The organism is Candidatus Hydrogenedens sp., from assembly GCA_035378955.1.
Lineage (GTDB): Bacteria > Hydrogenedentota > Hydrogenedentia > Hydrogenedentales > Hydrogenedentaceae > Hydrogenedens.
This window is the reverse complement of sequence record DAOSUS010000004.1, coordinates 80,414-102,185: the sequence shown is the minus strand read 5'-3', so window position 1 is coordinate 102,185 and position 21,772 is coordinate 80,414. Positions and strand designations below refer to the sequence as shown.

General features: G+C 36.7%; 24 protein-coding genes. 6 read left to right on the top strand and 18 right to left on the bottom strand.

The window, feature by feature from the left end; translation table 11 throughout:
• Positions 1-13: 13 nt before the first annotated feature.
• The 10 genes from PLA12_01950 to PLA12_01905 all read right to left on the bottom strand — a co-directional run bounded on the left by PLA12_01950 (position 14) and on the right by PLA12_01905 (position 8,974).
• Positions 14-1,888 carry an ABC-F family ATP-binding cassette domain-containing protein gene (locus tag PLA12_01950; GenBank protein ID HOQ31252.1) on the bottom strand — a complete coding sequence of 625 codons (1,875 nt, stop codon included), beginning with the start codon at positions 1,886-1,888 and terminating at the stop codon, positions 14-16.
• A complete protein-coding gene (locus PLA12_01945; GenBank protein ID HOQ31251.1) occupies positions 1,885-2,688 on the bottom strand; it encodes a glycosyltransferase family 2 protein in 804 nt (267 codons plus the stop codon). Before PLA12_01945 ends, PLA12_01950 begins: the two co-directional genes overlap by 4 nt.
• 33 nt (positions 2,689-2,721) lie before the next feature.
• Positions 2,722-3,801 carry a glycosyltransferase gene (locus PLA12_01940; protein HOQ31250.1) on the bottom strand — a complete coding sequence of 360 codons (1,080 nt, stop codon included), beginning with the start codon at positions 3,799-3,801 and terminating at the stop codon, positions 2,722-2,724.
• A complete protein-coding gene (locus tag PLA12_01935) occupies positions 3,782-4,948 on the bottom strand; it encodes a glycosyltransferase family 4 protein (protein ID HOQ31249.1) in 1,167 nt (388 codons plus the stop codon). Before PLA12_01935 ends, PLA12_01940 begins: the two co-directional genes overlap by 20 nt.
• A gap of 76 nt (positions 4,949-5,024) precedes the next feature.
• Complete coding sequence (locus tag PLA12_01930; protein HOQ31248.1) at positions 5,025-5,234, bottom strand: hypothetical protein; 210 nt, start codon at positions 5,232-5,234, stop codon at positions 5,025-5,027.
• Positions 5,235-5,256: 22 nt separating this feature from the next.
• Entirely contained in the window at positions 5,257-6,138 is an 882-nt protein-coding gene (locus tag PLA12_01925; protein HOQ31247.1) for an HDOD domain-containing protein, read from the bottom strand.
• A 10-nt stretch (positions 6,139-6,148) separates the two neighbouring features.
• Complete coding sequence (locus PLA12_01920; protein HOQ31246.1) at positions 6,149-6,988, bottom strand: universal stress protein; 840 nt, start codon at positions 6,986-6,988, stop codon at positions 6,149-6,151.
• On the bottom strand, positions 6,988-7,620 hold the full coding sequence (gene hisH / locus PLA12_01915; GenBank protein ID HOQ31245.1) for an imidazole glycerol phosphate synthase subunit HisH: 633 nt from the start codon (positions 7,618-7,620) through the stop codon (positions 6,988-6,990). The genes PLA12_01920 and hisH overlap by 1 nt, the downstream gene beginning before the upstream one ends.
• The gene (gene hisB / locus PLA12_01910) at positions 7,617-8,210 is read right to left on the bottom strand and encodes an imidazoleglycerol-phosphate dehydratase HisB (protein HOQ31244.1); all 594 of its coding nucleotides are present in this window, start codon (positions 8,208-8,210) and stop codon (positions 7,617-7,619) included. Before hisB ends, hisH begins: the two co-directional genes overlap by 4 nt.
• 38 nt (positions 8,211-8,248) lie before the next feature.
• The gene (locus PLA12_01905; GenBank protein ID HOQ31243.1) at positions 8,249-8,974 is read right to left on the bottom strand and encodes a metallophosphoesterase family protein; all 726 of its coding nucleotides are present in this window, start codon (positions 8,972-8,974) and stop codon (positions 8,249-8,251) included.
• A 215-nt stretch (positions 8,975-9,189) separates the two neighbouring features.
• Between PLA12_01905 and PLA12_01900 the strand changes: the two genes are divergently transcribed.
• Positions 9,190-10,062, top strand: coding sequence for an EF-hand domain-containing protein (locus PLA12_01900; GenBank protein ID HOQ31242.1), 873 nt, complete (start codon positions 9,190-9,192; stop codon positions 10,060-10,062).
• Between the two features lie 85 nt (positions 10,063-10,147).
• On the opposite strand, the gene PLA12_01895 is transcribed toward PLA12_01900, so the two are convergent.
• From PLA12_01895 to coaE, 3 genes are read right to left on the bottom strand one after another with little or no spacing between them, the layout of a single operon-like run.
• Complete coding sequence (locus PLA12_01895) at positions 10,148-11,179, bottom strand: lysylphosphatidylglycerol synthase transmembrane domain-containing protein (protein ID HOQ31241.1); 1,032 nt, start codon at positions 11,177-11,179, stop codon at positions 10,148-10,150.
• Positions 11,180-11,227: 48 nt separating this feature from the next.
• A complete protein-coding gene (locus tag PLA12_01890) occupies positions 11,228-11,701 on the bottom strand; it encodes a hypothetical protein (GenBank protein HOQ31240.1) in 474 nt (157 codons plus the stop codon).
• Positions 11,691-12,290: a dephospho-CoA kinase gene (gene coaE / locus PLA12_01885; protein ID HOQ31239.1), complete on the bottom strand. Its 600-nt coding sequence runs from the start codon at positions 12,288-12,290 to the stop codon at positions 11,691-11,693. The genes PLA12_01890 and coaE overlap by 11 nt, the downstream gene beginning before the upstream one ends.
• Positions 12,291-12,456: 166 nt before the next feature.
• Between coaE and PLA12_01880 the strand changes: the two genes are divergently transcribed.
• A complete protein-coding gene (locus tag PLA12_01880; GenBank protein ID HOQ31238.1) occupies positions 12,457-13,227 on the top strand; it encodes a hypothetical protein in 771 nt (256 codons plus the stop codon).
• Here PLA12_01880 and rimI read toward each other — a convergent pair.
• The 3 genes from rimI to PLA12_01865 are packed head-to-tail and all read right to left on the bottom strand — an operon-like array spanning position 13,224 to position 14,835.
• On the bottom strand, positions 13,224-13,739 hold the full coding sequence (rimI, locus tag PLA12_01875) for a ribosomal protein S18-alanine N-acetyltransferase (GenBank protein ID HOQ31237.1): 516 nt from the start codon (positions 13,737-13,739) through the stop codon (positions 13,224-13,226). The genes PLA12_01880 and rimI overlap by 4 nt on opposite strands.
• Entirely contained in the window at positions 13,718-14,431 is a 714-nt protein-coding gene (gene tsaB / locus PLA12_01870; protein HOQ31236.1) for a tRNA (adenosine(37)-N6)-threonylcarbamoyltransferase complex dimerization subunit type 1 TsaB, read from the bottom strand. Before tsaB ends, rimI begins: the two co-directional genes overlap by 22 nt.
• A gap of 56 nt (positions 14,432-14,487) precedes the next feature.
• Entirely contained in the window at positions 14,488-14,835 is a 348-nt protein-coding gene (locus tag PLA12_01865; protein ID HOQ31235.1) for an HU family DNA-binding protein, read from the bottom strand.
• Positions 14,836-14,974: 139 nt separating this feature from the next.
• Between PLA12_01865 and PLA12_01860 the strand changes: the two genes are divergently transcribed.
• From PLA12_01860 to PLA12_01845, 4 genes are all read left to right on the top strand, one after another.
• Entirely contained in the window at positions 14,975-15,694 is a 720-nt protein-coding gene (locus PLA12_01860) for a DUF1080 domain-containing protein (GenBank protein HOQ31234.1), read from the top strand.
• 116 nt (positions 15,695-15,810) lie between these two features.
• Positions 15,811-16,671 (top strand): DUF1559 domain-containing protein, encoded by an 861-nt coding sequence (locus PLA12_01855; protein HOQ31233.1) that lies wholly within the window; start codon positions 15,811-15,813, stop codon positions 16,669-16,671.
• A gap of 90 nt (positions 16,672-16,761) precedes the next feature.
• On the top strand, positions 16,762-18,408 hold the full coding sequence (locus tag PLA12_01850) for an alpha-L-rhamnosidase C-terminal domain-containing protein (GenBank protein ID HOQ31232.1): 1,647 nt from the start codon (positions 16,762-16,764) through the stop codon (positions 18,406-18,408).
• A gap of 22 nt (positions 18,409-18,430) precedes the next feature.
• Entirely contained in the window at positions 18,431-19,240 is an 810-nt protein-coding gene (locus PLA12_01845; protein HOQ31231.1) for an undecaprenyl-diphosphate phosphatase, read from the top strand.
• Between the two features lie 63 nt (positions 19,241-19,303).
• On the opposite strand, the gene PLA12_01840 is transcribed toward PLA12_01845, so the two are convergent.
• Together PLA12_01840 and PLA12_01835 are read right to left on the bottom strand one after the other, a co-directional pair.
• Positions 19,304-21,187, bottom strand: a complete 1,884-nt coding sequence (locus PLA12_01840; GenBank protein ID HOQ31230.1) for a hypothetical protein — start codon at positions 21,185-21,187, stop codon at positions 19,304-19,306.
• A gap of 160 nt (positions 21,188-21,347) precedes the next feature.
• Positions 21,348-21,764 (bottom strand): RbsD/FucU family protein, encoded by a 417-nt coding sequence (locus PLA12_01835; GenBank protein HOQ31229.1) that lies wholly within the window; start codon positions 21,762-21,764, stop codon positions 21,348-21,350.
• Positions 21,765-21,772: the final 8 nt, after the last annotated feature.

Sequence of the window (21,772 nt, the reverse complement as noted above, 5' to 3'; positions counted from 1 at the left end):
AATTTTTGATTATTTATTCTATCAGTTTTTCCCACTGAGAGTAAAGTGAATTAAGAAGTTCTTTTTTTGTTTTTAATTCATAACTTAGAGTTTGAATTTTTTGGAAATCTTTGGGATTTATTTGAGAAAAAGAAAGTTCCAAATTTTCTATTTCACTTTCAAGAATTTCAATTTGTTTCTCGATGTCCTCCATCTTTCGTTCTTTTTTTCTTTGTTCACGCTTTATCTGTTTTGCCTGTTCGAAAGAGTTTGGTTTCTGTTCTTTAGAGATAGTGCTTGTATCGTTATTTACAACATTATTTTTTTCTCGCCACAAATAGTGAGAATAATTTCCCCAGATGAGTTCTGTTTTCCCATCTTTCAGTACAATAAGTCGCTCTACGATTTCGTCCAGAAGTTCGCGGTCGTGTGTTACAAGAATAATAGAACCATCAAAATTGAGTAGAGCATTTTCTAATGCTTCTCGAGAAGTGAGGTCCATGTGATTGGTGGGTTCATCTAAAAAAAGTAAATTAGGCTTTTGTAAGATTAATTTAGCTAACGCCAGGCGGCTCTGTTCACCACCACTTAAAGTTTTTACTTTTTTAAACACATCATCTCCATGAAAAAGAAAAGCCCCTAAAAAAGAACGAAGGGAAGTAGGTATTACATCCGGTCGAACGGCTAAAACCTCCTGAAGGATTTCATTTTCTGGATTTAAATCATTATGGTGTTGGTCGTAATAGGCAATTTTTACATTATGACCATATCGGATAATCCCGTGTGTTCCTTTGTGGTAGCCTAATAAATGTTTTAAGAGCGTAGTTTTTCCAGAACCGTTAGGACCTATAATTCCCAGTCGTTCTCCGTGGTATAACTGAAATGATAAATCTTTATATAAAACTTGATTGTCATATTGCATACACAAATTTTCAGCATGCAATATTAATGAATTGCTTCGTTCTTCAGATTCAATAAAGAAATTGAGTTTAGGATTATATTTTTGAGGTTCTTCTATAAGTGCCATTTTATTTATTTGTTTGATACGACTTTGCACCTGTTTTGCTCGCGTTTTTTTGTAACGAAATCGTTCAATCCATTCCTCCTGTTTTCTCAATTCTTTTTCTTGTTGTTCATACAGTTCTTGTTGCTTTTCATATTTTTGTTCTTTTATCTCTCGATAACTTTGGTAAGAGCCAGAATAAGAAATAATTTTTCCGTTTTCCAATTCGAGTATTCTTTGAGGGAAACGAGATAGCAGTCGCTGGTCGTGGGAAATAATTACGATTGTTTTTGGAGATGATATTAGAAATTCTTCAAGATATTCTTTTCCTTCAAGGTCAAGATAATTATCGGGTTCGTCCAGAAGTAATACATCGGCATCTTGTAGCAGAGATAAGACAAGAAGCAACCTCGTTTGTTGCCCTCCACTGAGTTCATGAAATTTTTTTGACCAACTATCGTGTAAGAAGCCTAAACCCGAAAGCACTTTTTTGGTAAGGGAAGAATAATGATATCCCCCATGCACTTGATAATAAGATTGGAGTTTTGAGTATTCATTGAGTAATTCCGTATTTCCATTAGAAATTTTTACTTCAAATTCCTTTAATGTTTTTTCAATTTCTTTCAGTTCACTGAAAGCAGTTTCTGCAATTTCAAGTAATGTTAAGTCCGAGGGGAAATGAGGTATTTGTTCGAGATAAGAAATTCGGATGTTGCGTTGTCGTTCTATAATTCCACGGTCGGGTTCTATTCGTTGGCTGATTAATTGAAAAACGGTTGTTTTTCCGCAGCCATTTCTTCCTACAAGGGCTATGTGTTCCCCCTCTTCTATCTGAAAATTTACTTCATCTAAAATAATCTTACCCGGATATGCTTTGTAAATATTTTCAAAACGGATTAAACTCATAAGATATTCGTAGGATTATTGAATGTGTCGGAGTTTTTTGTTTTTTTTCTCTGCAAGTCCCAGAGTTTTGCATATTTTAAATAAACAGAGAAGGCAGATAATCCACAAAGAACTAAACCATGATAGCCATCTAAAAAACCGTGTTTCAAGAAATACATTTTGATAAAACGCAAAATAGGACGAAGTGTTAAATCATACCAATGAGTTCGTTTCCCATGTTCATAAGCATCTTCGGCACCCCATGTTGTGAATCGGTGGGCTGTTCTTAGGAACTCATCAAAATTGCGATAAGTATCATGGTACATAACTTCGTGAATATAACCCACGGTTCCTTCTACGACGACATGACTATGAACACGCTTCTTTTTATATTTCCCTTTCTGTGTTCGGAACAGTCGCAAATTGTAGTCTTTATGCCAACCGCAGTGTTTAATGAGTTTTCCAAAGAAGTAAGACAGTCTGCGAATATTGTAACCATCGAGACTGTTGGGGTCTTTTATTATATCCTGTATTTTTTTTGTGAGTTCTGGAGATAACCATTCATCTGCATCCAGAACTAAAGTCCATTCCGTTGTTATTTGTGGAATAGCCCAGTTGCGTTGGTCCGCCGCATTAATGTATTCATGCACGACCACATGATTTGTATATTGCTTCACCAATTCTTCAGACCCATCGTTTGTTTTAGGGTCTACCACACAAAAAATATCGTCTGCCCAGGATACACTTTCAAGACAGCGAGGAATACGGTCTTTTGCATTAGGAATTAATGTTAAAACAGTAATACCGGGTTCCATATTCATGGTTTTTTCTAATTATCCCTTTATTTTTAATAATTATTGTATCAATTTTTGATACACCGACAAGGTTTCATTGACCATTCTTTGGACTGTAAAATTATCTTCTACATGTTTTCTACCTTTTTTTGCCATGTTCGTTGCTTCTTCAGAGTGGGACAACATGTAAATTATGGCTTCTGCTAATAATTGAGGATTTTTATTAGGAACTAAAAGACCTGTCTCGTGATTTATTACCATTTCAGATACACCGCCTGCTTCAGTGGCAACAACAGGTTTTTCACTTGCTAATGCTTCTAAAATAGAAGTGCCTAACCCTTCAGACCAACTAGAAGATATATACATATCAGATGTTCGAATAAGTCGGGGAACATCATTTCTATATCCTAAGAGACGGACATGCGGAGATAAATGAAGTTTGTCTATTTCGGATTGTATATCCTTTTGTAAGAGACCGGAACCTGCAATAAGTAATACAATATCATTAAAAACTTTTTTAACTTCTGCAAATGCATTCAATAATGTAAAGTGGTCTTTATGCGGGACAAGGGCTCCTGCGTTCAAAAGAATTTTTACATTGTCATCAACTCCGAGTTCCCTTTTTTTATAGGGAGGAACATCTATATGAGATAAGTCTATGGAACTTCGAACCACCTTAATTTTGTTTTCAGCAATACCATTTTCTTTTAAGATTTTTGCTACAAAATAGGATACAGGGATAATCAGGTCAATATGGTTGTATTTCCATTGTGAAAAAATATTTTTAGCAGGGGGAAAGCTAACTCTTCGAGAAACAACAATTTTAGGTTTGGTATAAAAAAAAGTGGAAAGAATTGCCAGAGAATGAGCATGACTTGTATGAGCGTGAATGATATCTATTTTATTTTTTCGGGCAATGTTGGCTATATTCCATGCAGAGTATAAATCAAATTCTGAATGAAGGGGGAGGGTAAATGTCCTGATATGGGAGATTGTTTTTAAACGGCTTATAAATTCACTATTTTCCCTTCCAACAGCATATATTTCAACACCATGAGAACAAAGTCCTTCCATCAGCCAGCAGGCTTGTTGCTCTCCTCCTCTCCATGTCTGTTGTTCATCAATGTGTAATATTTTCACGATGAAACTCCAATGCCTTAAAGTATGCTTCTAAAGTTTTATTAATAAACTGTTCTATACTGAACTTATAAATGGCCCGTTCTCTGGCTCTTTTCCCCATTTCTGTTCTTATTTCCGAATTTTTTACAAGTTCCTTAATAGCTTGTGCTAACGGTTCCACAGTTCCTGCGGGAACAATTTTGCCTTCGATACCATCATCTATAATTTCAGGCAGACCTCCGTAATTAGAAGCGATTACAGGTTTTCCTTCTGCCATGGCTTCCTTTAGACTAAATGATGATGTGTCACAATCAATAGAAGGGAGAACGGCAATATCGAAAGCCTGAGTGCAATAAGCCATATCTTTGCGATAACCTGCAAAAACAATTTTGTCAGAAATACCCAAATCAATGGCTAATTTTTTTAAGTCTTTTTCCAGTTCCCCTGCTCCTAATACAAGCAACTTTATTTCAGGACATTCTGAGGCAATCATTTGCAATGCTTTGAAAAGATAAATATGCCCTTTGGCAGGAGATAATCTTGCAGAGATACCACAGACAACATCCGTATTTTGAAAACCGAATTCTTTGCGAGATTTTTCTCTATGTTCATCATTATGTTGAAATTCTTTTATATCAACTCCATTGTGAATGGAACAGATTCGGTTTTCGGGGAAATGATTATTATTAATCAATTCCTGACGAACCAACTCACAGACAGCGATATGATAATCGGTGCATTTTAAGTTTAGCCAGCGGTTTAGCAGGTGATTGCTGAGTGAGTAGGTATTGTGGCGGGTTCGCACAAGGCAAAAACGGTGATGAAGTAATTGATTGGTAATAGCAGAAGTCCAATGGTCTTGCGAGCCATTGGTATGGATAATATCAGGTTTTATTTCTTGAAGGGTTGCCTTAAAAGTAATGATATCTTCAATCCATTTTTTGGGTCTTAATCCGCCTGCGAAATAGAACCTGTTTAATGGTATGTATTGAAATGTTTGGGCGAATTCAACAAAGATACTATTTTTTCGGCATCCCACATAAACTTCATGCCCTTGTTCCCGAAGCCCTTTGGCAAGTCTGCAAACATAAGTAATTTGTCCACCGCCTTTAATGTGGGGGTCGGTAATGAGAATTCTTAACTTTTGGTCAGAAGGAAAATTTGTCATTTCAGTCGGTTATTTTACAGGGATTGAAAAGGTTTAAAAAATTATTTTTTAGCAATGCAGATATTATACTTAATTATTACGAATTAATTTCAGGATTAATTTTATCAATATCAGGACTTTCTGCATTGTTTTTTTCTATCTCTACTTCTTCTTTTTGGGAGTCTTTTAATGTTTCGAGTACTTTTTGATTAACAGTTTCAAGGAATTGAATGGCACTGTTCAGTTCTTGTTCGATAGATTCCAATGTCTCGTCTTTATTTAATTTTATATTTTGTTTTTTACTCATCTTAAAATCCTTTTAGTATCTTTTAAGACAGGCTTTCTAAATCTATTTTACTTTGAGTAAGAATTGTTTGTTTGGACTTTTTAATTTCTTCCCATAAACCTTTGCAATTTTCAAAAGTAGTATCAAGTATAGTAAAAGATTTTTGTAGGGTTTCTTGATAGGTAACGGATTCCTGAATCTCTATCAGGGAGTATCGAGCTAATCTTAGTAATGCGGATAATTTCGGGTCAATGGCGCTATCTATCGGTAAATAATCTATATCGTATTGTCGCCAGATAGTATCACAAAGGACTGGTGGAATATCCCAATCCTTTAAAAAGATATTTGCTATATCCGTTTGTATAAAGCCAAATTGTTGCTGTTCAAGTTCTAACTGCTTTTTATGATTATTGAGGGATTGATTTATGATTTCAAAATATTTTTGAGATATTTCACTTAGTAAAATAGATGCGCCTATATTGGCAAGAAGACCTACAAGGAAATCTTCCCCTTCATAAGGTAATTTTAATGATTGCGATAACTCACGACAGAAGGAAGCCATGAAAAGACTTTCTCGCCACAGTTTTTTATAGAGTTCCTGATACTGCAAATTTTTGAATTTCATCAGGTCAAGAACTGCCGACCCGATAAGGATACATCGGAATTCCCGAATGCCGAGTATGACTAAAGCCAGTTGAAGGTTTGTTACACGATGTTTAAGTCCGTAATAAGGGGAATTGGCAATGCGTAACAAACGCCCGGACAGATTAGGGTCTTGAGATATAATTTTGATTACCTTATCATAACTTACAGAAGGGTCTGCAGTTATGCGTAGTGCCTCCGATAAAACAACAGGCACGGAAGGTAACCCTTTGAATCTTCGAATCATTTCTTCGGCTTTTTTTAAATTATTATATGTTTCCATAAAAATATTTTTAACCTAATCTTGTTAGAAGCGTTGGACATGTTGAAGTATGAATTACAGAATGAGTATTGCTACCCAAAAGCCATTCATGGACCCGATTTTTCCCAAAGGCTCCCATAACAATTAATTCGGCAGAAATTTTTCGAGCCATATCTAATATTCCTGTTGAAGGAGAACTTTCATGAATTGTATGAGATAAAAAAGGAACCTCATTCGTTTTTAAGTATTTAATTGCCTCGTTTATGATTTCTTCTTCAGGTTTGTTCGCCACATAAACAACATGGCAGGTAACATCCCATATTTTTGCTAATTCGGTAGAGATACGAAGTGCTTCTTTTGCTGATGGTGAACCGTCATAAGCGAGGATAAAAGGTCCCCGTCGAAATTCAGCCTGATTGGTTATAAGGACTGGGCGTTTGGAGCGACGAATAACCGCCTGCGTGGTCCCGCCTAAGAAACCTTCTGACCAACGGGAATGTTCGCCAGATTTGCCGATAATAATAATGTCGTATAGTTCGCTTTCTTCTAAAATTGTTCGTGAAATAATACCTGTTTTTAATATTTTTTCACAAGAAATTTCATTTTTCTGACACTCTGTTTCACATAGGTTTAATATTTGTTTCCCTCGTTCTTCCAATAAAGCATGTATCTGATTTTGATAATTCGTCCACGGTGTTACACCTAATATGCTACTTACATCGCGTAAAAGAGGACCTTCTAAAAGTTTAATATCAATGACATGAAGAAGGGTTAGCCCCCCTTTTACATTTTTTGTCCAATGAATAGCATATCTTAGCCCCTTTAACGATTGTTCACTTCCATCTACAGGGACTAATATTCTTCGAAACATCAGGTTGTTTTCCTTTTAATGAACTCTCCAAAATTATGTAAAATTTGCAATCCAAATTGTTGACTTTTTTCCGGATGAAATTGGACACCCAAAATAGAGCCATTTCCTACCATGCAGGGAAAAGAAACTCCGTAATCGCAAGTTGCGAGAACAATATTATCATCGGTAGGTTGAGGGTAGTAACTATGAACAAAATAAGCATAACCACCTTTACCCGATGGAAGTAAAGGGTTGTTTTTACCAGGAACAGGTTGAACCAAATTCCAACCCATGTGAGGCACTTTGAGCCCCGTTTGTTCTGTTGATGGAAATCGAATTACTTTTCCCTTAAAAATTCCTAATCCTTCAGAGCCACCTCCTTCTTCTCCATATTCAAAAAGAAGTTGTAGCCCTATACATATTCCCAATAAAGGTTTTCCCGTTTGAACAAATTCTTTGATAGGGTCAACAAATCCTTTTTGTTTTAAACCTTCATAACAATCACGAAAAGCCCCGACACCGGGCAATATCCCGGCATCAGCATCCATCAGGTCTTTAGGATTTTCTGTGATTACTGCTTCACAACCGACCTTTTCCAGGGCTTTCTGTGCACTTCTTAAATTTCCCATTCCATAATCTATAATTGCAATCATGAATCAATCATTCCTTTTGTCGAAGAGCCATAACGGGCATAGTTGGTGTTTTCTTCCAGAGATTGAGAGAGTGCTCGAGCACATGCCTTAAAAAGGGCTTCTATACAGTGATGTGTATTTTTACCATATCGTAATAGGATATGTAAAGTTATTTTGAAATGATTTGAAAAGGCTCTAAAGAATTCTTCCGTCAATTCTATATCAAATGTTCCTAATTTAACACGGGGTAAATCCGCAGAAAAATAAAGATACGGTCTCCCACTGAGGTCTATGATAACTTCAGAAAGAGCCTCATCCATCGGGACTACGGCATGTCCATAACGGTTTCTTTTTTCTATATCAGGAAAGAGTTGGGCACAGGCTTTCCCCAGACAGATTCCAACATCTTCTACGGTATGATGAGCATCTACTTCCAAATCACCTTTTGCCTCTAATTCAATATCCATGCCGGAGTGTTTGGAAAAAAGTGTTAACATGTGGTCTAAAAAACCAACACCTGTATTTATTTTAGATTGTCCCGTTCCCGGAAAACGGACGAGTAATTTAATTTCTGTTTCTTTGGATTTACGACTGATTTTAGCTTCGGACATAATTGAAAAACCTTACCGCTTGAGTTAAGAATAGAAGACTATCTTCCATGTTGTAGTCGTTCCGCAAGAAAAGGATGTAGACTTGCTTCGAGCACTTTTCTTGCGGTGACTTCTATATTATACTCGACACGAACTTGTTTGTATATATTGGTTTCAGTGTCCAAAATTCCAAAAGCGGCATGCGAATCACCATCGCGAGGTTGTCCTACAGAACCCGGATTAATGAAATATTCTTTTCCCCGTTTCATCTTAAAATTTCCATCTTCATCGAGGCTGTAAGTTCCATCGGAAGAGAGAATAATGGGTATATGTGTGTGCCCATGAAAACATAATTCGGTGTTTTGTTCTTCCAAGAAATATAAGAAGGGATGAACATCTTCCCATGTAAAAATGTAAGTATTATGGTTTTTGGGAGCCCCATGAACAGCCGCAAAATCAACGAAATTTAATGTGTCAGGTAGGCGTTGTAGCCACTCTTTATTATCTTCCGTTAATTCTTTTCGTGTCCAAAGAATGGCGGGAAGAGCCACAGCATTAAATCCCCATGGCTCCTCTAATTCACAGGCAACGGCATCATGATTTCCTAATATCGTGGGTATTTTGCGTTCCCTTAAAATATCAATACATTCATTAGGTTCTGCATTGTAACCAACAACATCACCTAAACAAATTATCTGTTCAATTTTTTCTCTATCTATTGCATCTAACACAACTTTGAGTGCTTCTGCATTTGCATGTATATCAGAAATTATTGCGTAAATCAAAGAACAACTCCATTCACAACATATAATAGTTTACGGTAAGTAATATATTTTAATCATTTTAAGACCACAAGTTCTAATTGTAATATTTTGTAATAAATCTGATATCCGTTTCAAACTTTTGTTTAAAGGGAACTTTTAATAAGTAGTGGTGTTTACAATAATGAAGTCTCAAGGAGAGACAAATTAAATAAAACCAAATAGAAGGAGTTACCACCATGAAAAAGCAAATTACAATAACACTGTTCGCTGGGTTGTGTGTCCTATTAATGACACAATGGGCTATGGCTCAACCGCCTGCACCGCAAGGTCCTCCACCTCCGGGTGCTATAGGTAAAGACGAACCCGGTCCACCTCCGGGACCACCCCCTAATCGTCCTGCTATGGAAGAGGTATTTAAAAAGGCAGATAAGAATGCAGATGGCAATCTGTCATTAGAGGAATTTATAGAAATGCATAAGAACCGTCCACCCAGACCTCAAGGTCCACCTCCGAACGATATGCGTCCCGATAGACCTCCAAAGATGGAAAGAGGGAATAGACCTTCTCGAGAGGAGATGCCTCGTGAGAAAATGAAACAACGAGTAGAGGAAGTTTTCAAGGAAGCAGATAAAGATGGTGATGGCAAATTGACGCTGGATGAGTTTAAGTCAATTAAACCTCCGCGTGGACCCAAACCTCCATTACCACCCAATAAACCTGTTCCTCCGGGTAGAGGACCGGGACCGGAAGGTCAGCGACCTATGGGTCAAAAAGTAATGGAATTGCTTAAAGAAGCAGATACGAATAATGATGGGAAGGTATCCTTAGAAGAGTTAAAGGCAGTTCGTCCACACATAACCGAAGAACGGTTTAAACGAATGGATACTAACAATGATGGTTTTATTACGAAGGAAGATGTCCGTGATTGGGCGGAGCATGCTCGAGCAAAATTTAAACAAGCAGATACGGATAATGATGGCAAACTCTCGCGTGAGGAGGTGAAAAAGTTATTCCCGAATATGAATGATGAGGTATTTAATCGGAAGGATGAAAATAAGGATGGCTTTTTAACCTTAGAAGAACTAAAACCGAAATTCGAAAGAAACTAATCTTTTTTACCATATAACATTACCTCTCCGTTTTTTGTAGGGGCGGAAAATCTTTCGCCCCTACACTATTATTTTATTTGTAAGATTAGATATTTTCGTTATTTGAAGAATGGGAAGATAGTTGCTCTATATATATACATATAAGTCCTACAACAATAACACTTATAAAATTGGCTCCATGTCCTAATATAGCAATAGCCCGTGCAATATTAATATCTACCGTTGGTACGGTTAAAACTAATCCTCCAATAATTCCTGCATGGAATTGCCCGATAAATCCCGGTGCTCCGGGAACACTTATAAGAATGGATAATAATGTAATACTTACTGGAGGTGTGTACCACGGGTATTGTATATCAAATGCTTTGAAAAGAAAAATATAAGATAACCAAAAGGTTCCCCAGGTAAGACAAGAAAAGAAACTTGCACCTAAGATGGCTTTAGGTTTTTTTATCATACTGATAGCATCGCGTATATTTTCTGAAATTTTTGTGATAAAGTGAACAGCCCTTCCTCCTAAAACCTTTTCGCCTTTCTTTATGAGAGTTAAAAACCTACGAGAATATAAATAAAAGAAAACGCAAGCAATGGCTATTAGGAAAATAATCGTTATTGTTAATAAAGCGGTTTTTTGTATTAGATTGGCAGGTATTGTTACATTAAGCACATCAGGCGGAAGGACAATATCTTGTTTTGGATGAAAACCTATTAGAGCGAAAATTAGCACCATGAGCAGCCCCAGTAAGTCAGAAGTTCTATCTAATCCGACATAGGTGAGGGTTTTAGATAAGGGTATATGCGTAAGTTTTGTTAGCACGCCGGCACGAATTGCCTCACCAATTCTACCGGGTAGCAGAAAATTAGCCATGAAGCCTATTTGTGTAGAGGTGAATAAGTGACGGAACGAAACATTTTCGTTACTATTTACAATAAAGTTCCATCGAATTACACGGGTTATAAAACTTATCAGGATTGCTAAAATGCACAGAGCAAACCAGCGTAAGTCACATGATTTTATTGTTTTCCATAATTCTCCAATGTCTGTGGTTCGGAAGACAATCCAAAATAAAAAAAGACCGATAATCGTTGCTATTAAAAATCGAATGGCTTTTTTCATTAGTTTCCTATCAATAATTTTTTTATAAAGGATAACTAAAACTTACGATTAATGCAAATTATAGCCCTTAACCCAGGTTAATCCTTGAGTTCGGACATGTCGGAAAGGTTCCATTCTTCTTGTGGATGTATAAGTATCATAAGCCCATTGGATTTTTTCTGGAGAGGGCAATTGTTTCTCTGCAGATATTTCCTTTGCGGCAGATTGAAATCCTTTGTACATATCCAAAGCACAACTCAGACATAAATTACGATTAGGAAGTGCTGGATGTTTTCCACACATAGAGCAAATACGGACTTTAGTTTTTTCCTCTTCGTTGGTTGCTTCTATTTCTTCATTAATATTGGGTTCCCTTTCATCGGAGGGAGTAATAATTATTTTAGGTTTTATTAATTCTTCTTTTTGGACAGGAGCGGTTTCTTGTTTCCCAAGACAGCGAGAACAAAGAGTTACTCCTCTCTTTTTAGGCATTAATCTCCCGCATTCGGAACATCGGGCTATGTGGGTATTATCAAACGACATCGGAAATTTCCTTAATAATTTTTTCTGTTTCTTCTTCTAATTTTGTAAGGTTATCATTGTTATGAATTAGCCATTTAGCCAAAGTTATTTTTTCTTCAGGTAGTCTTTGAGATTGAATTCGTAGTTTGGCTTCTTCGTATGAAAGCTTTCGCAAATTCATAAGTCGTTGTATCCTTATTTCCTCTGGACAAATAACCAATATAATGCCGTTAAACCACTCGGGAAAACGATTTTCTTCTTCTCCGATAAGTGCTGATTCAATAACAATTATTTCATGCCCTTGTTGCTGGGCTTGTTGTATCCTATTCATTATATCGGCAATAACCAACGGATGTATAAGTTCGTTAATTCGTTTTCTTTCTTCGGGATTAGAAAAAACAATGCGTCCTAACTTATCTCGGTCTATTTGACCATCTTTTAATATAGATTTTCCGTAAATACTGACGATTTTTTCTTTGATTTCTGGATTAGACAAAACATGGTGTCCAATTTCATCTGAATTTATTACATAAATCCCGTGATTTTGAAATATTTTTGCTACTTCTGTTTTTCCACTGGCTATACCACCAGTAAGTCCTATAATTTTCATAGAGTACACCTATTTATAGAATAACATATTTTTGTGAAAGAGTAGGATAAGTAAACATCTATAATAATTTTACCAAATGAAAATAATTTGTCTCATGAAGATAAAAGATTTACAAAAAGGTTTAGTAAGGTATAATAATAATAACACTATTTTTGAGGGCAAATATATGGTTCGTTTATCTGCTTTATTCTCGTATGAAGCCGTTCCCTTAATCCGTGCGGTTAAAAGAATTTCTTCTACTCAATTTGAATGGTTATCTCTAACTGCTTTATGGGATAGTTTTATTCAAGGGAAAGTAGATGGAATTTTATGTCCTCCGCTGATGGCTGTTCATTTTCCTGAAAGTCTCATAATACCCGGAGTCGGAATTGCTACATCCGGAGGAGTTCCTGCACCTGTTCTATATTCTCGGAAACCAATTCACGAGATAAAAAATATTTTTGTTGGAGAGCAGTATAGACATTGGGAAGATTGGTTAAAGGTCGTATGGCGTCTTTTAAATAAAAATTCTGTTGAAAATTTGTTGAATATTAACAGAGAAGGAAATGGAGATGAGGATGCATGGCTCATTGATGATATTAAGGAAAAGAAAGAACAGGAGGGTATATATAGTTACAACATAGGAGAATTATGGAAACAGGTTAGTATTTATCCGATGGTATGCCGGGTGTGGTTGTGTCGTGGGGATTCCGACTATAGGCAGATTCGGAATGTTCTTGGGCATATATGGGACAACGCCAAAGAAAATTTAACAGAGTTAAAACGGGGAATGTTAAAAACAGAAGAAATACCTGAAGAATCTGTAACGCAGCTGGAAGGTATTGAAGACATATACTACAATCTTGCGTCATTGGAATTTGAGGGGATTCATTGGTTTATTGAACAGGCATGTAATTGTGGAGTTATTCCTGAGGGTGCCAAAATACATATTTGTTAATCATATATTATATCTTCTTTGTCCGATTCCTCATTTAAATATCGAACCATTACCACTGCATTTTCTAGTGTCCTTGCATAGTAACCTATGCGTATGCCTATTGTATGAAAACCCATTTTCTCATAAAGGGAGCGTGCAGGATAATTCATTTCTCGCACTTCCAATATAATTCGTTGTGCCCCCTCTTTTCTGACCTGTTCAAAGAGGTAATTCATAAAGAATGTGCCTAATCCTTGCCTCCGATATGCAGGGGCGACTGTAAATTTGGTTATATGTGCTTCTTCGCCTCCTAACCAATAACCCGCATAACCTATGAGGGAATCCTCAATAAAAAAAACAAAAAATTTACCTGCTCTATTATTAATTTCCGGTAAAAATAATTCCCTTGACCATGCATCGGGATAAGATTCCACTTCCATTGCATGGACGCGGTCAACATGTTCTTCTTCCAGTAAGAAGACATTGATTTCGACATTTTGAGGGCTAATTATTATGTCATAGGGTTCAGACATTTTTTCCTTTTTTCTTCCGGTTGAGATAAACGCAAATAGATAGGAAGAATCTCATCAACTTCCTTTTTATAGCCTTTTTGCCACAAAGATAAGGCTTCTATTCCTACAGCAGAAGCACGAGGATGGCTCCACCAACATTCCCCAAATTTTGATTGAGGAAAGTTTTCTGCCAGGATTTGCTGATATAACGAGGCACCTTCCCCTAAAAAGATAATAGTTTCAGTGTTTTTACATTCTTTTAATAATTTGATAAAGTTATGAATACTTCCTAAAAAATTTTCACAAATTGTTTTACGCTGGCTTCCTTCAAACCTGTAAATTCCCGCAAAAATTTCCTTCATTCGAGCATCAAGAATAGGGCATACAACAGTGTTATAAAAAGGTGCTAACAGAGTCATTGCGTCTAAGGAAGGAACGCCGATAAGAGGTAATCCTTTTGCGAGAGCAATCCCTTTCCATGTAGATAATCCAACCCGTAAACCTGTAAACGAGCCGGGACCTATTGAAATGGCTAATAAATGAATGTCATCAATAGATAATTGAACTTCGGTAAGTAAGGTATCTATTAATGGAACGAGTCGTTCCGAATGTCGTTTTCCTGCATTAATAGATATTTCACCCAATAACTCATTATCAGATAATACAGCAACGGTATTTACATCTGTGCTTGTATCGGCAGATAAAATTCTCATCGTAACAAATAAATATTAGTTTTTTTATTATTTATTAGAAATTTAGCAATAAAAAACTATTGTGATTCTGAAGAAGTTCCTTGGATGTTACTGGATAAGTCAGACAGAAGTTTTTTTAGTTCTTTACCCGCTTTAAATGTGACAACATATCTATGAGGGACATCTACAACAACACCCGTTTTCGGGTTTCTTCCTTTGCGAGGGGCTCTCTTTTTTACCTCAAATACGCCAAAATTGCGTATTTCCCAACGCTTCCCTTCTCCTAATTTCCGGGTGATAATTTCCAGTGCCTTTTCAATTGTTTTAGCGACATCGCTTTGGGTGAACCCTAAATCCTCGGATATTTGATTCACAAGGTCTCTCTTCGTTAGTGTGTTTGCCTGAGCTTCTTTTTCTGGTTCCATGGGTTGAACTCCTTTATTCAAGGTTGTTTTTTTCTAAATCCTTTTGTAAAATGTATTTAATCATTAATCATAGCCTTTATGCAAGTTTTATTGCGACAAAAAAATATTTTTAACGAATTTTTTTATAGAAGATTTTACTATGGGAAAGAAAAAAATTTTTTTATTAATGTTGATTGTGTTGGTTCTTGGAATTTATATAGGTGTAAATTTTTTTTATTGGGCGGATAAAATTTTAAGAAAACCTATACCGATTGGGGAAATAACAAAAGTGCCTGATGAAGAGGGTTGGATTGATTTGCTATCCCCAGAAAATAGAGGTTATTGGAAAAATGTTACAGATGATATGAATATTTTTGAAATTCAAGATGATGGTGTCTTACATATATTTGGAAAGACATGGTATCCCCTAAGATATGTCGGTTTTTCTCAAAGAACTTTTTCTGATTTTCAATTACATCTGGAATTTAAACTTACCAAAAGAGCCAATAGTGGGGTTTTTCTGCGTTCGCAAATCAATGACCCTGTGTATCGTGGATTTGAAATACAGGTTCTTGAAGATTATGGAAAACCGCCGAATAAAAACAGTTGCGGGGCTATTTATGATATTACCACGCCTATGTATAATATGTCTTTTCCTGTGGGGCAATGGAATTCTTATGATATTACCCTTCAAGGGTCTGAAGTAAAGGTTGTAATGAATGGCTGGCTGATTGTTCATACTTTTTTGGATAAGATGACCACGCCATTAGGAAAATTCCCGGTGGCATACGCATCATTACCGAAAGAAGGATACTTATTATTACAAGACCATGGGGGAGAAGTGTGGTATCGAAATATCCGTATTAAACCATTGAGTTAAAGATAATAAAAAAATTTTAAAAAAATAAAAAACATGATAGTCTTAAAAAAGACTTGTTTTTGCTCTATACAATTAAATAAACAGAAATAAAAGGGGATTTTGGTATGGAACATAAAATCTCATTCAAAGGTTTTACTCTTATTGAACTGTTGGTGGTTATCGCTATTATTGGGATTCTTGCAGCGATTTTACTTCCAGCTTTGGCAAGGGCTCGCGAGGCGGCAAGACGGTCTTCCTGTCAAAATAACCTTAAACAGATGGGTGTTATTTTTAATATGTATGCTAATGAGGCAAAGGGAGAAATGTTCCCATATATGAAATTGTTCAATTGTGATGGAAGTTTTGCAAGAGATGCCACATTTGATGGTGCTTTGCTTTATCCTGAATATTTAACAGATGTAAATATCCTGGTATGTCCATCTGATTCTGATGCAGAAAATGTTCGCAAAGCCTTTCACAAGGATAATAATCTCGAACAACCTGTTGAACCTTGTAGATTAGCGAGAGGAAGTTATTATTATTTTGGTTGGGCACTTCATCCCGATGTGGTTTTAATTCCTGGTGTGCAAGTTCCAACGGATATAAGCCAGATAAATTTAAACGACCCTTTAACAACCGCCTTACAATATGTCAAGACAGATATTGTTTTACAAGCATATAAGATTTATGATTCAGGTGTTCCTCTTCAAGAGAGGATAGATGCAAAATTAAAGGACTTAGGTCCTGTTCCGCGATTAAGAATGGGTATAGAGCGATTTTTAATAACAGATATTAATAATCCTGCGGCATCCTCAAAAGCAGCGAGTGAAATTCCTGTTATGTGGGATGAAATTGCGGTTTATGGAGGTGCTTCAACCTTTAACCATGTGCCAGGTGGAGGGAATTGTTTGTATATGGATGGGCATGTAGAATTCCTTCGTTGGCCAAGCAAATATCCTGCGGATATATTAGGGATGTTAGTTTCATTTCTGTTCTAATAATGTGTTAATTTATAATTGGATTGTTTCTTTCATATAAGAAGGTGGGTTTTTGTTTTAATAAATATTATTACAACGAAGGAGTTTTGTATGCTGGATTTTTTAAAGGAAAAAGATGTTCGTTCTCGGTTTAACTTATTTCCTGTTCGTGTAGTATGGAAGAGCGAGTCCCTGCAAAATATTGATTTGGAGGGATTGCTTTCCAACCCCCAGAAAACTGTATCTATTAAATATGAGGGAGATGAGCCTCCAGCATTTGTATTAGATTTTGGCAGAGAAATTCATGGAGGAATTCAATTGGGTCAGGGAATGGTCAGAGATAAAACCCCATTGCCTTTGAAAATTACTTTTGGTGAGTCTGTAGTTGAAGCAATGGGAGAGCCAGACCAAGACCATGCTATTCATAACGGCACGGTTTTACTCCCCTGGTATGGATATAATGAAGTAGGAACGACAGGGTTCCGTTTCGTGCGGATAGAGATGATTAAACCAAAAACAGAATGGCTTTGCACAGGTATTAAAGCCATTGTATTAATTCAAGATTTGGAATATTTAGGGAGTTTTAATTCGAGTGATGAGTTCCTGAACAAGATATGGAAAACAGGTGCTTATACTGTTCATTTGTGTTTACAGGATTATTTATGGGATGGGATAAAAAGAGACCGATTAGTATGGATTGGTGATATGCATGTGGAGACAGTCGTATTAAGTTATCTTTTCGGGTATAACGCTACTATTGAGAAAAGTTTAGATTTCGTCCGCGATAATACACCTCTGCCCGGTTGGATGAATGGTATTAGTTCTTATTCGCTATGGTGGGTGATTATTCAGGAATACTGGTATTTTATGTTTTCAAGAAAAGAATATATGGAACAGCAGAGAGGCTATTTAAAAGGTTTGGTCCAACAAATGCTAAAATGCGTTGATGAAAATGGTAAGGAGATTTTACCAGAAGCAAGGTTTTTGGATTGGAGTACAGCGGAAAATAAAGATGCTATTCATTCTGGATTGCAATCTTTGCTATATTGGGCGTTTACTTGTGCGGAGAATTTGTTACGAGAACTGAACGAAACTGATTTGGTTGTACAATGTTCGAAAATAAGAGAACAAATGAAAAAATATCGAGCCCCGGAACATCAGGTCAAACAATCTCGGGCGTTAGGGGTTATTGCTGGATTGGAAAATCCTGTTCGGGTGAATGAAGAATGTTTTAAGAAAGACCCCTTGTCAGGATTGTCTACTTTCTACGGTTTTTATGTGTTGCAGGCAAAGGCAATGGCAGGGGATTTAGCCGGAGGATTAGACTTGATTCGTAATTATTGGGGACCAATGCTAAATATGGGTGCAACAACTTTCTGGGAACATTTTGATGTTCGCTGGTTAGAAGGAGATGTCGTGCCAATACATGAGGTTGTCCCACAGGGTAAAAAGAGCATACATAAAGATTTTGGGGAACATTGCTATATAGGATTAAGACACAGTCTTTGTCATGGATGGGCTTCTGGACCGACAGCGTGGTTAATTCAATATATTCTTGGAATTCAACCTATCGCTCCGTCATGTAAAAAAATACGGATAGTGCCTTATCTGGGGGATACTTTGGATTATGCAGAGGGAGCCATGCCCACACCTTTTGGACTTGTTTCGCTTCGACATGAAAAAGATAAAGAAGGGAAGATAAAAACGCAATTTAAAGCACCTAAGGAAGTAGAAATAATTTTAGCAGGAAGTAAATAAGATAAGAGGATGAAAAACTATTATGATACAGGATGTTATCAATGCCTCATTTCTTGCAATTATTGAAGGGATAACCGAATTTTTGCCCATCAGTAGTACAGGACATTTGATACTCGCAGAGAACTGGTTCCCTTTGCAAGGAGATAAAACTTTTCAGGATACCTTTCTTGTCGTTATTCAATTTCCCGCTATATTAGCGGTATTACTCTATTTTTATAAAACATTGCTGCCTCCACTTAATAACACAGATGAGATGAAAAATTGGTTTTTTCTCTGGGTTAAAATAGGGATTGCATTCATACCTGCGGGAATTCTTGGCTTTTTATTAGATGATATTATTGATTATTATCTTTTCAATACAACAACAGTGCTTATATCCCTTATTATAGGGGGGATTATTTTAATAGGGATTGAAAAATTACAAATCGGAGGCAAAGGTTATAATCAAGTAACAGAATTAACAGTCTTATTTTGTCTTGGAGTAGGTTTATTCCAGTGCATTGCAATGATACCGGGTGTGTCGAGGTCTGCGGCAACAATTATAGGTGCCATGATAATAGGTGCTACGCGAAGTGTTGCGGTCGAATTTTCTTTCTATCTGGCTATTCCGACCTTATTAGGTGCTGGCGGATTAAAACTATTAAAGCATGGATTTCATTTTAGTTTTAATGAATGGATTGTATTAATATCTGGCTCGATAATTTCTTTTGTTGTGGCTTATTTTGTTATTGCTTTTTTCTTAAAATATATCAAAACACATGATTTTAAGATTTTTGGTATCTATCGGATTTGTTTGGGGATTATAATCTTTATAATCTTTTATTTAATATAAAAAACCCCTTTCTCTCAAAGAGAGAAAGAGGTTTTTTAGAATTTTTGAAGGAGAAAGAGATCTTTATTGAAGAGAACTGTATAGTTTTTGTACTGTTGATTTGGGCTCGGAGGACAGTTGTTTTTCTGCTAATTTAACAACAACTTGTTCAAAATCTGCAGGTCTTGCAGAAGTAATTTCCTGTTCAATTTGGGCTACAACATTAGGTGGAAGTCCTTCCTGAAATCCCCATACGGGTGTGACGGCTTCAGGTTTTATATTCTGGAATACGCCAATATTTTTACCATCAAGTGTTCTGTAATAAACGCCCCAAGAACCTTTCATGAGACATTCTGCCCATTTGTTTACAGGAGTTCCTAAGGAGTCTTTCACATTGATTTTTGCATAGAAATACTCCTGTCGTTTTCCTATTTCAATTTCATCTTGATAAAGTTTGGTAAATTCCTGTTGAAGTTCTGGTGTTATCCAATTTGAAGTTTCGGCTTTTTGTCGTAAAGATTCTGCGCGTGCTAATCGTTCATGAACGGAATACTTTTCAGGTGTTAAGGGCAAAGATTCCTTAATCTGGATAATGAGCTTATCAATATCAAGTAAAAAGGATTCTTTTATAGCAAGGCTTCTTGCATTGGCTTCTTCCAGTTGTCCTACCTGATTGGTAAGTCTTTCTATTTCTGCTAAAAGTCCTGTTTGACGGGCTTTAATAATTTCAGTTTCATTAACCAGATTATCATATGCTTCTTGAGCAGAAACATATTGTTCGTTTTTCGCGGCAATATCTGCTTCTACTGCTTGTAATGCCGACTGCCGTTCGGTTATTTTTGCGTTTACGCCATCCAACTCTTGTTGGGCAGACTTAATTTTATTTGAGATATCTAATAATTCATTTTGCAATTTCTGGACTTCCTCCGGATTTAATTTGGAACCGGGAGCATTCTCATGGATGTCAGAATATCTGTGTATAATTTCATCTCGCTGTTTCAATTGGTTTTCTAACGCGGCGATTTCCTGTTTTGCGGGATTTGGAATAGGTAGATAATTTGATAAGAATGGACCCGCAATTATACCAATAATCAATGCAATAATTGCGGCAATGGGTGCCATCGGAATTTTAAATTTCTTTTTCTTAGCCGGTGCAGCAGGTGCACCTGTATCTGTAGGAGGTTGTGTAGAAGTTGTAGGTGCAATTGGGGGTGTTACAGCCACACCGGACCCTGCTGTGAATTCCGGAATAGGTGTTTCTAAACCGGGACCAATGGGTGCTCCAAAAATATCCGTTCCTAATCCTTCTATGCCTGCAGGAGCAGATGAACCACCACTTTGCACTCCACCAAATCCCACAGCGGGTGAACCAAAATCAGGCGACGGTGTCTGAGCACTTCCAAAAATAGGAGTTTCTATAATTTGTGTTGGTGCCGTGGCGACAGTTTCGGAAGGAGGTGCAGATTTCAGGTCGAATACGCCTCCTTTACTACCACCGCCAAAAGCACTATCACCTAATGGAGTTTCTAAACCTGATTCAAGACTAATAGGACCCGGTCCTATTTCAGGAGTTTCCGGGGAGAAATCACTGTCAGCAGCAAGGTCCTGGAAGGAAGGTTTTTTCGTTCCAGGCTGTGAGGGTGTCGAAAGAGAACCTAATGCCGAGCCACCTAATTTATCAAATTCTGTTGGAGTTGTTTTGATATTACCACCTGTCGGTTCCGGCACCACAATATCTATATCGCTGATAGGAGGTAATCCTCCTTCAAAGTCATCACTTCCTTTTGCTTTTTTGAAAGCGTCGGAATCGAAAGAAGATAATGGAGGAAGTTGACTGCTTAGGTCAGAAACTTCACCTGTATCAAAATCACTTAAAGGTGGAAGATTTCCCAATCCTGAATCCGCACTGGGAATTTCTTCCTTTTTCTTTTTTTCTTCTTCGGGAGAAAGGTTTTCAAATTCAGACATGTTTCATCTCCATAATTATAATTCGTTTGTAATCTTCAATTTTAGTTTATTTTTAATTCTATCATTTTTTATATCTTTTGTCAAGAAAATTGTCAACAATTTATAATATATTATTATCTTATTTTAACAAAAATTGCAATTTGCAAACGAATAATCATGTTTAGGGTTTTACTACCCCAATAGTCAACAATATATTAGCATAAAGACGCTGGTCACCGGTAACAATTTGTAAGCAGGTATCTGAAGAGGATGCACAATCGTAAAAATCAAATCGGTCTAACTTAATCAATGATAAATGGGGCAGGGATTGACGAAATTCTTTATAAATTTCCGGTTCTTCTCCTGTGTTAGGCATCATTACATACGCTTCTTCAATCTCTACTGCAGTAAGCAGTGTATCGAGGACTTCAGTTACTTTTACAATTCCCGGAGCAAGATTAAGATAAACAGTCTCTGCAGATACCCCTTCTTTTGTGCTGGCAGGGTAATTCCCATCTGTAATTAAAATTTTTGAACCGTGACCGGCACCTGCAATAGCATAAAGAATTTCAGGATGTAAAAGTCTGTGTTTAAGCATATCCATTC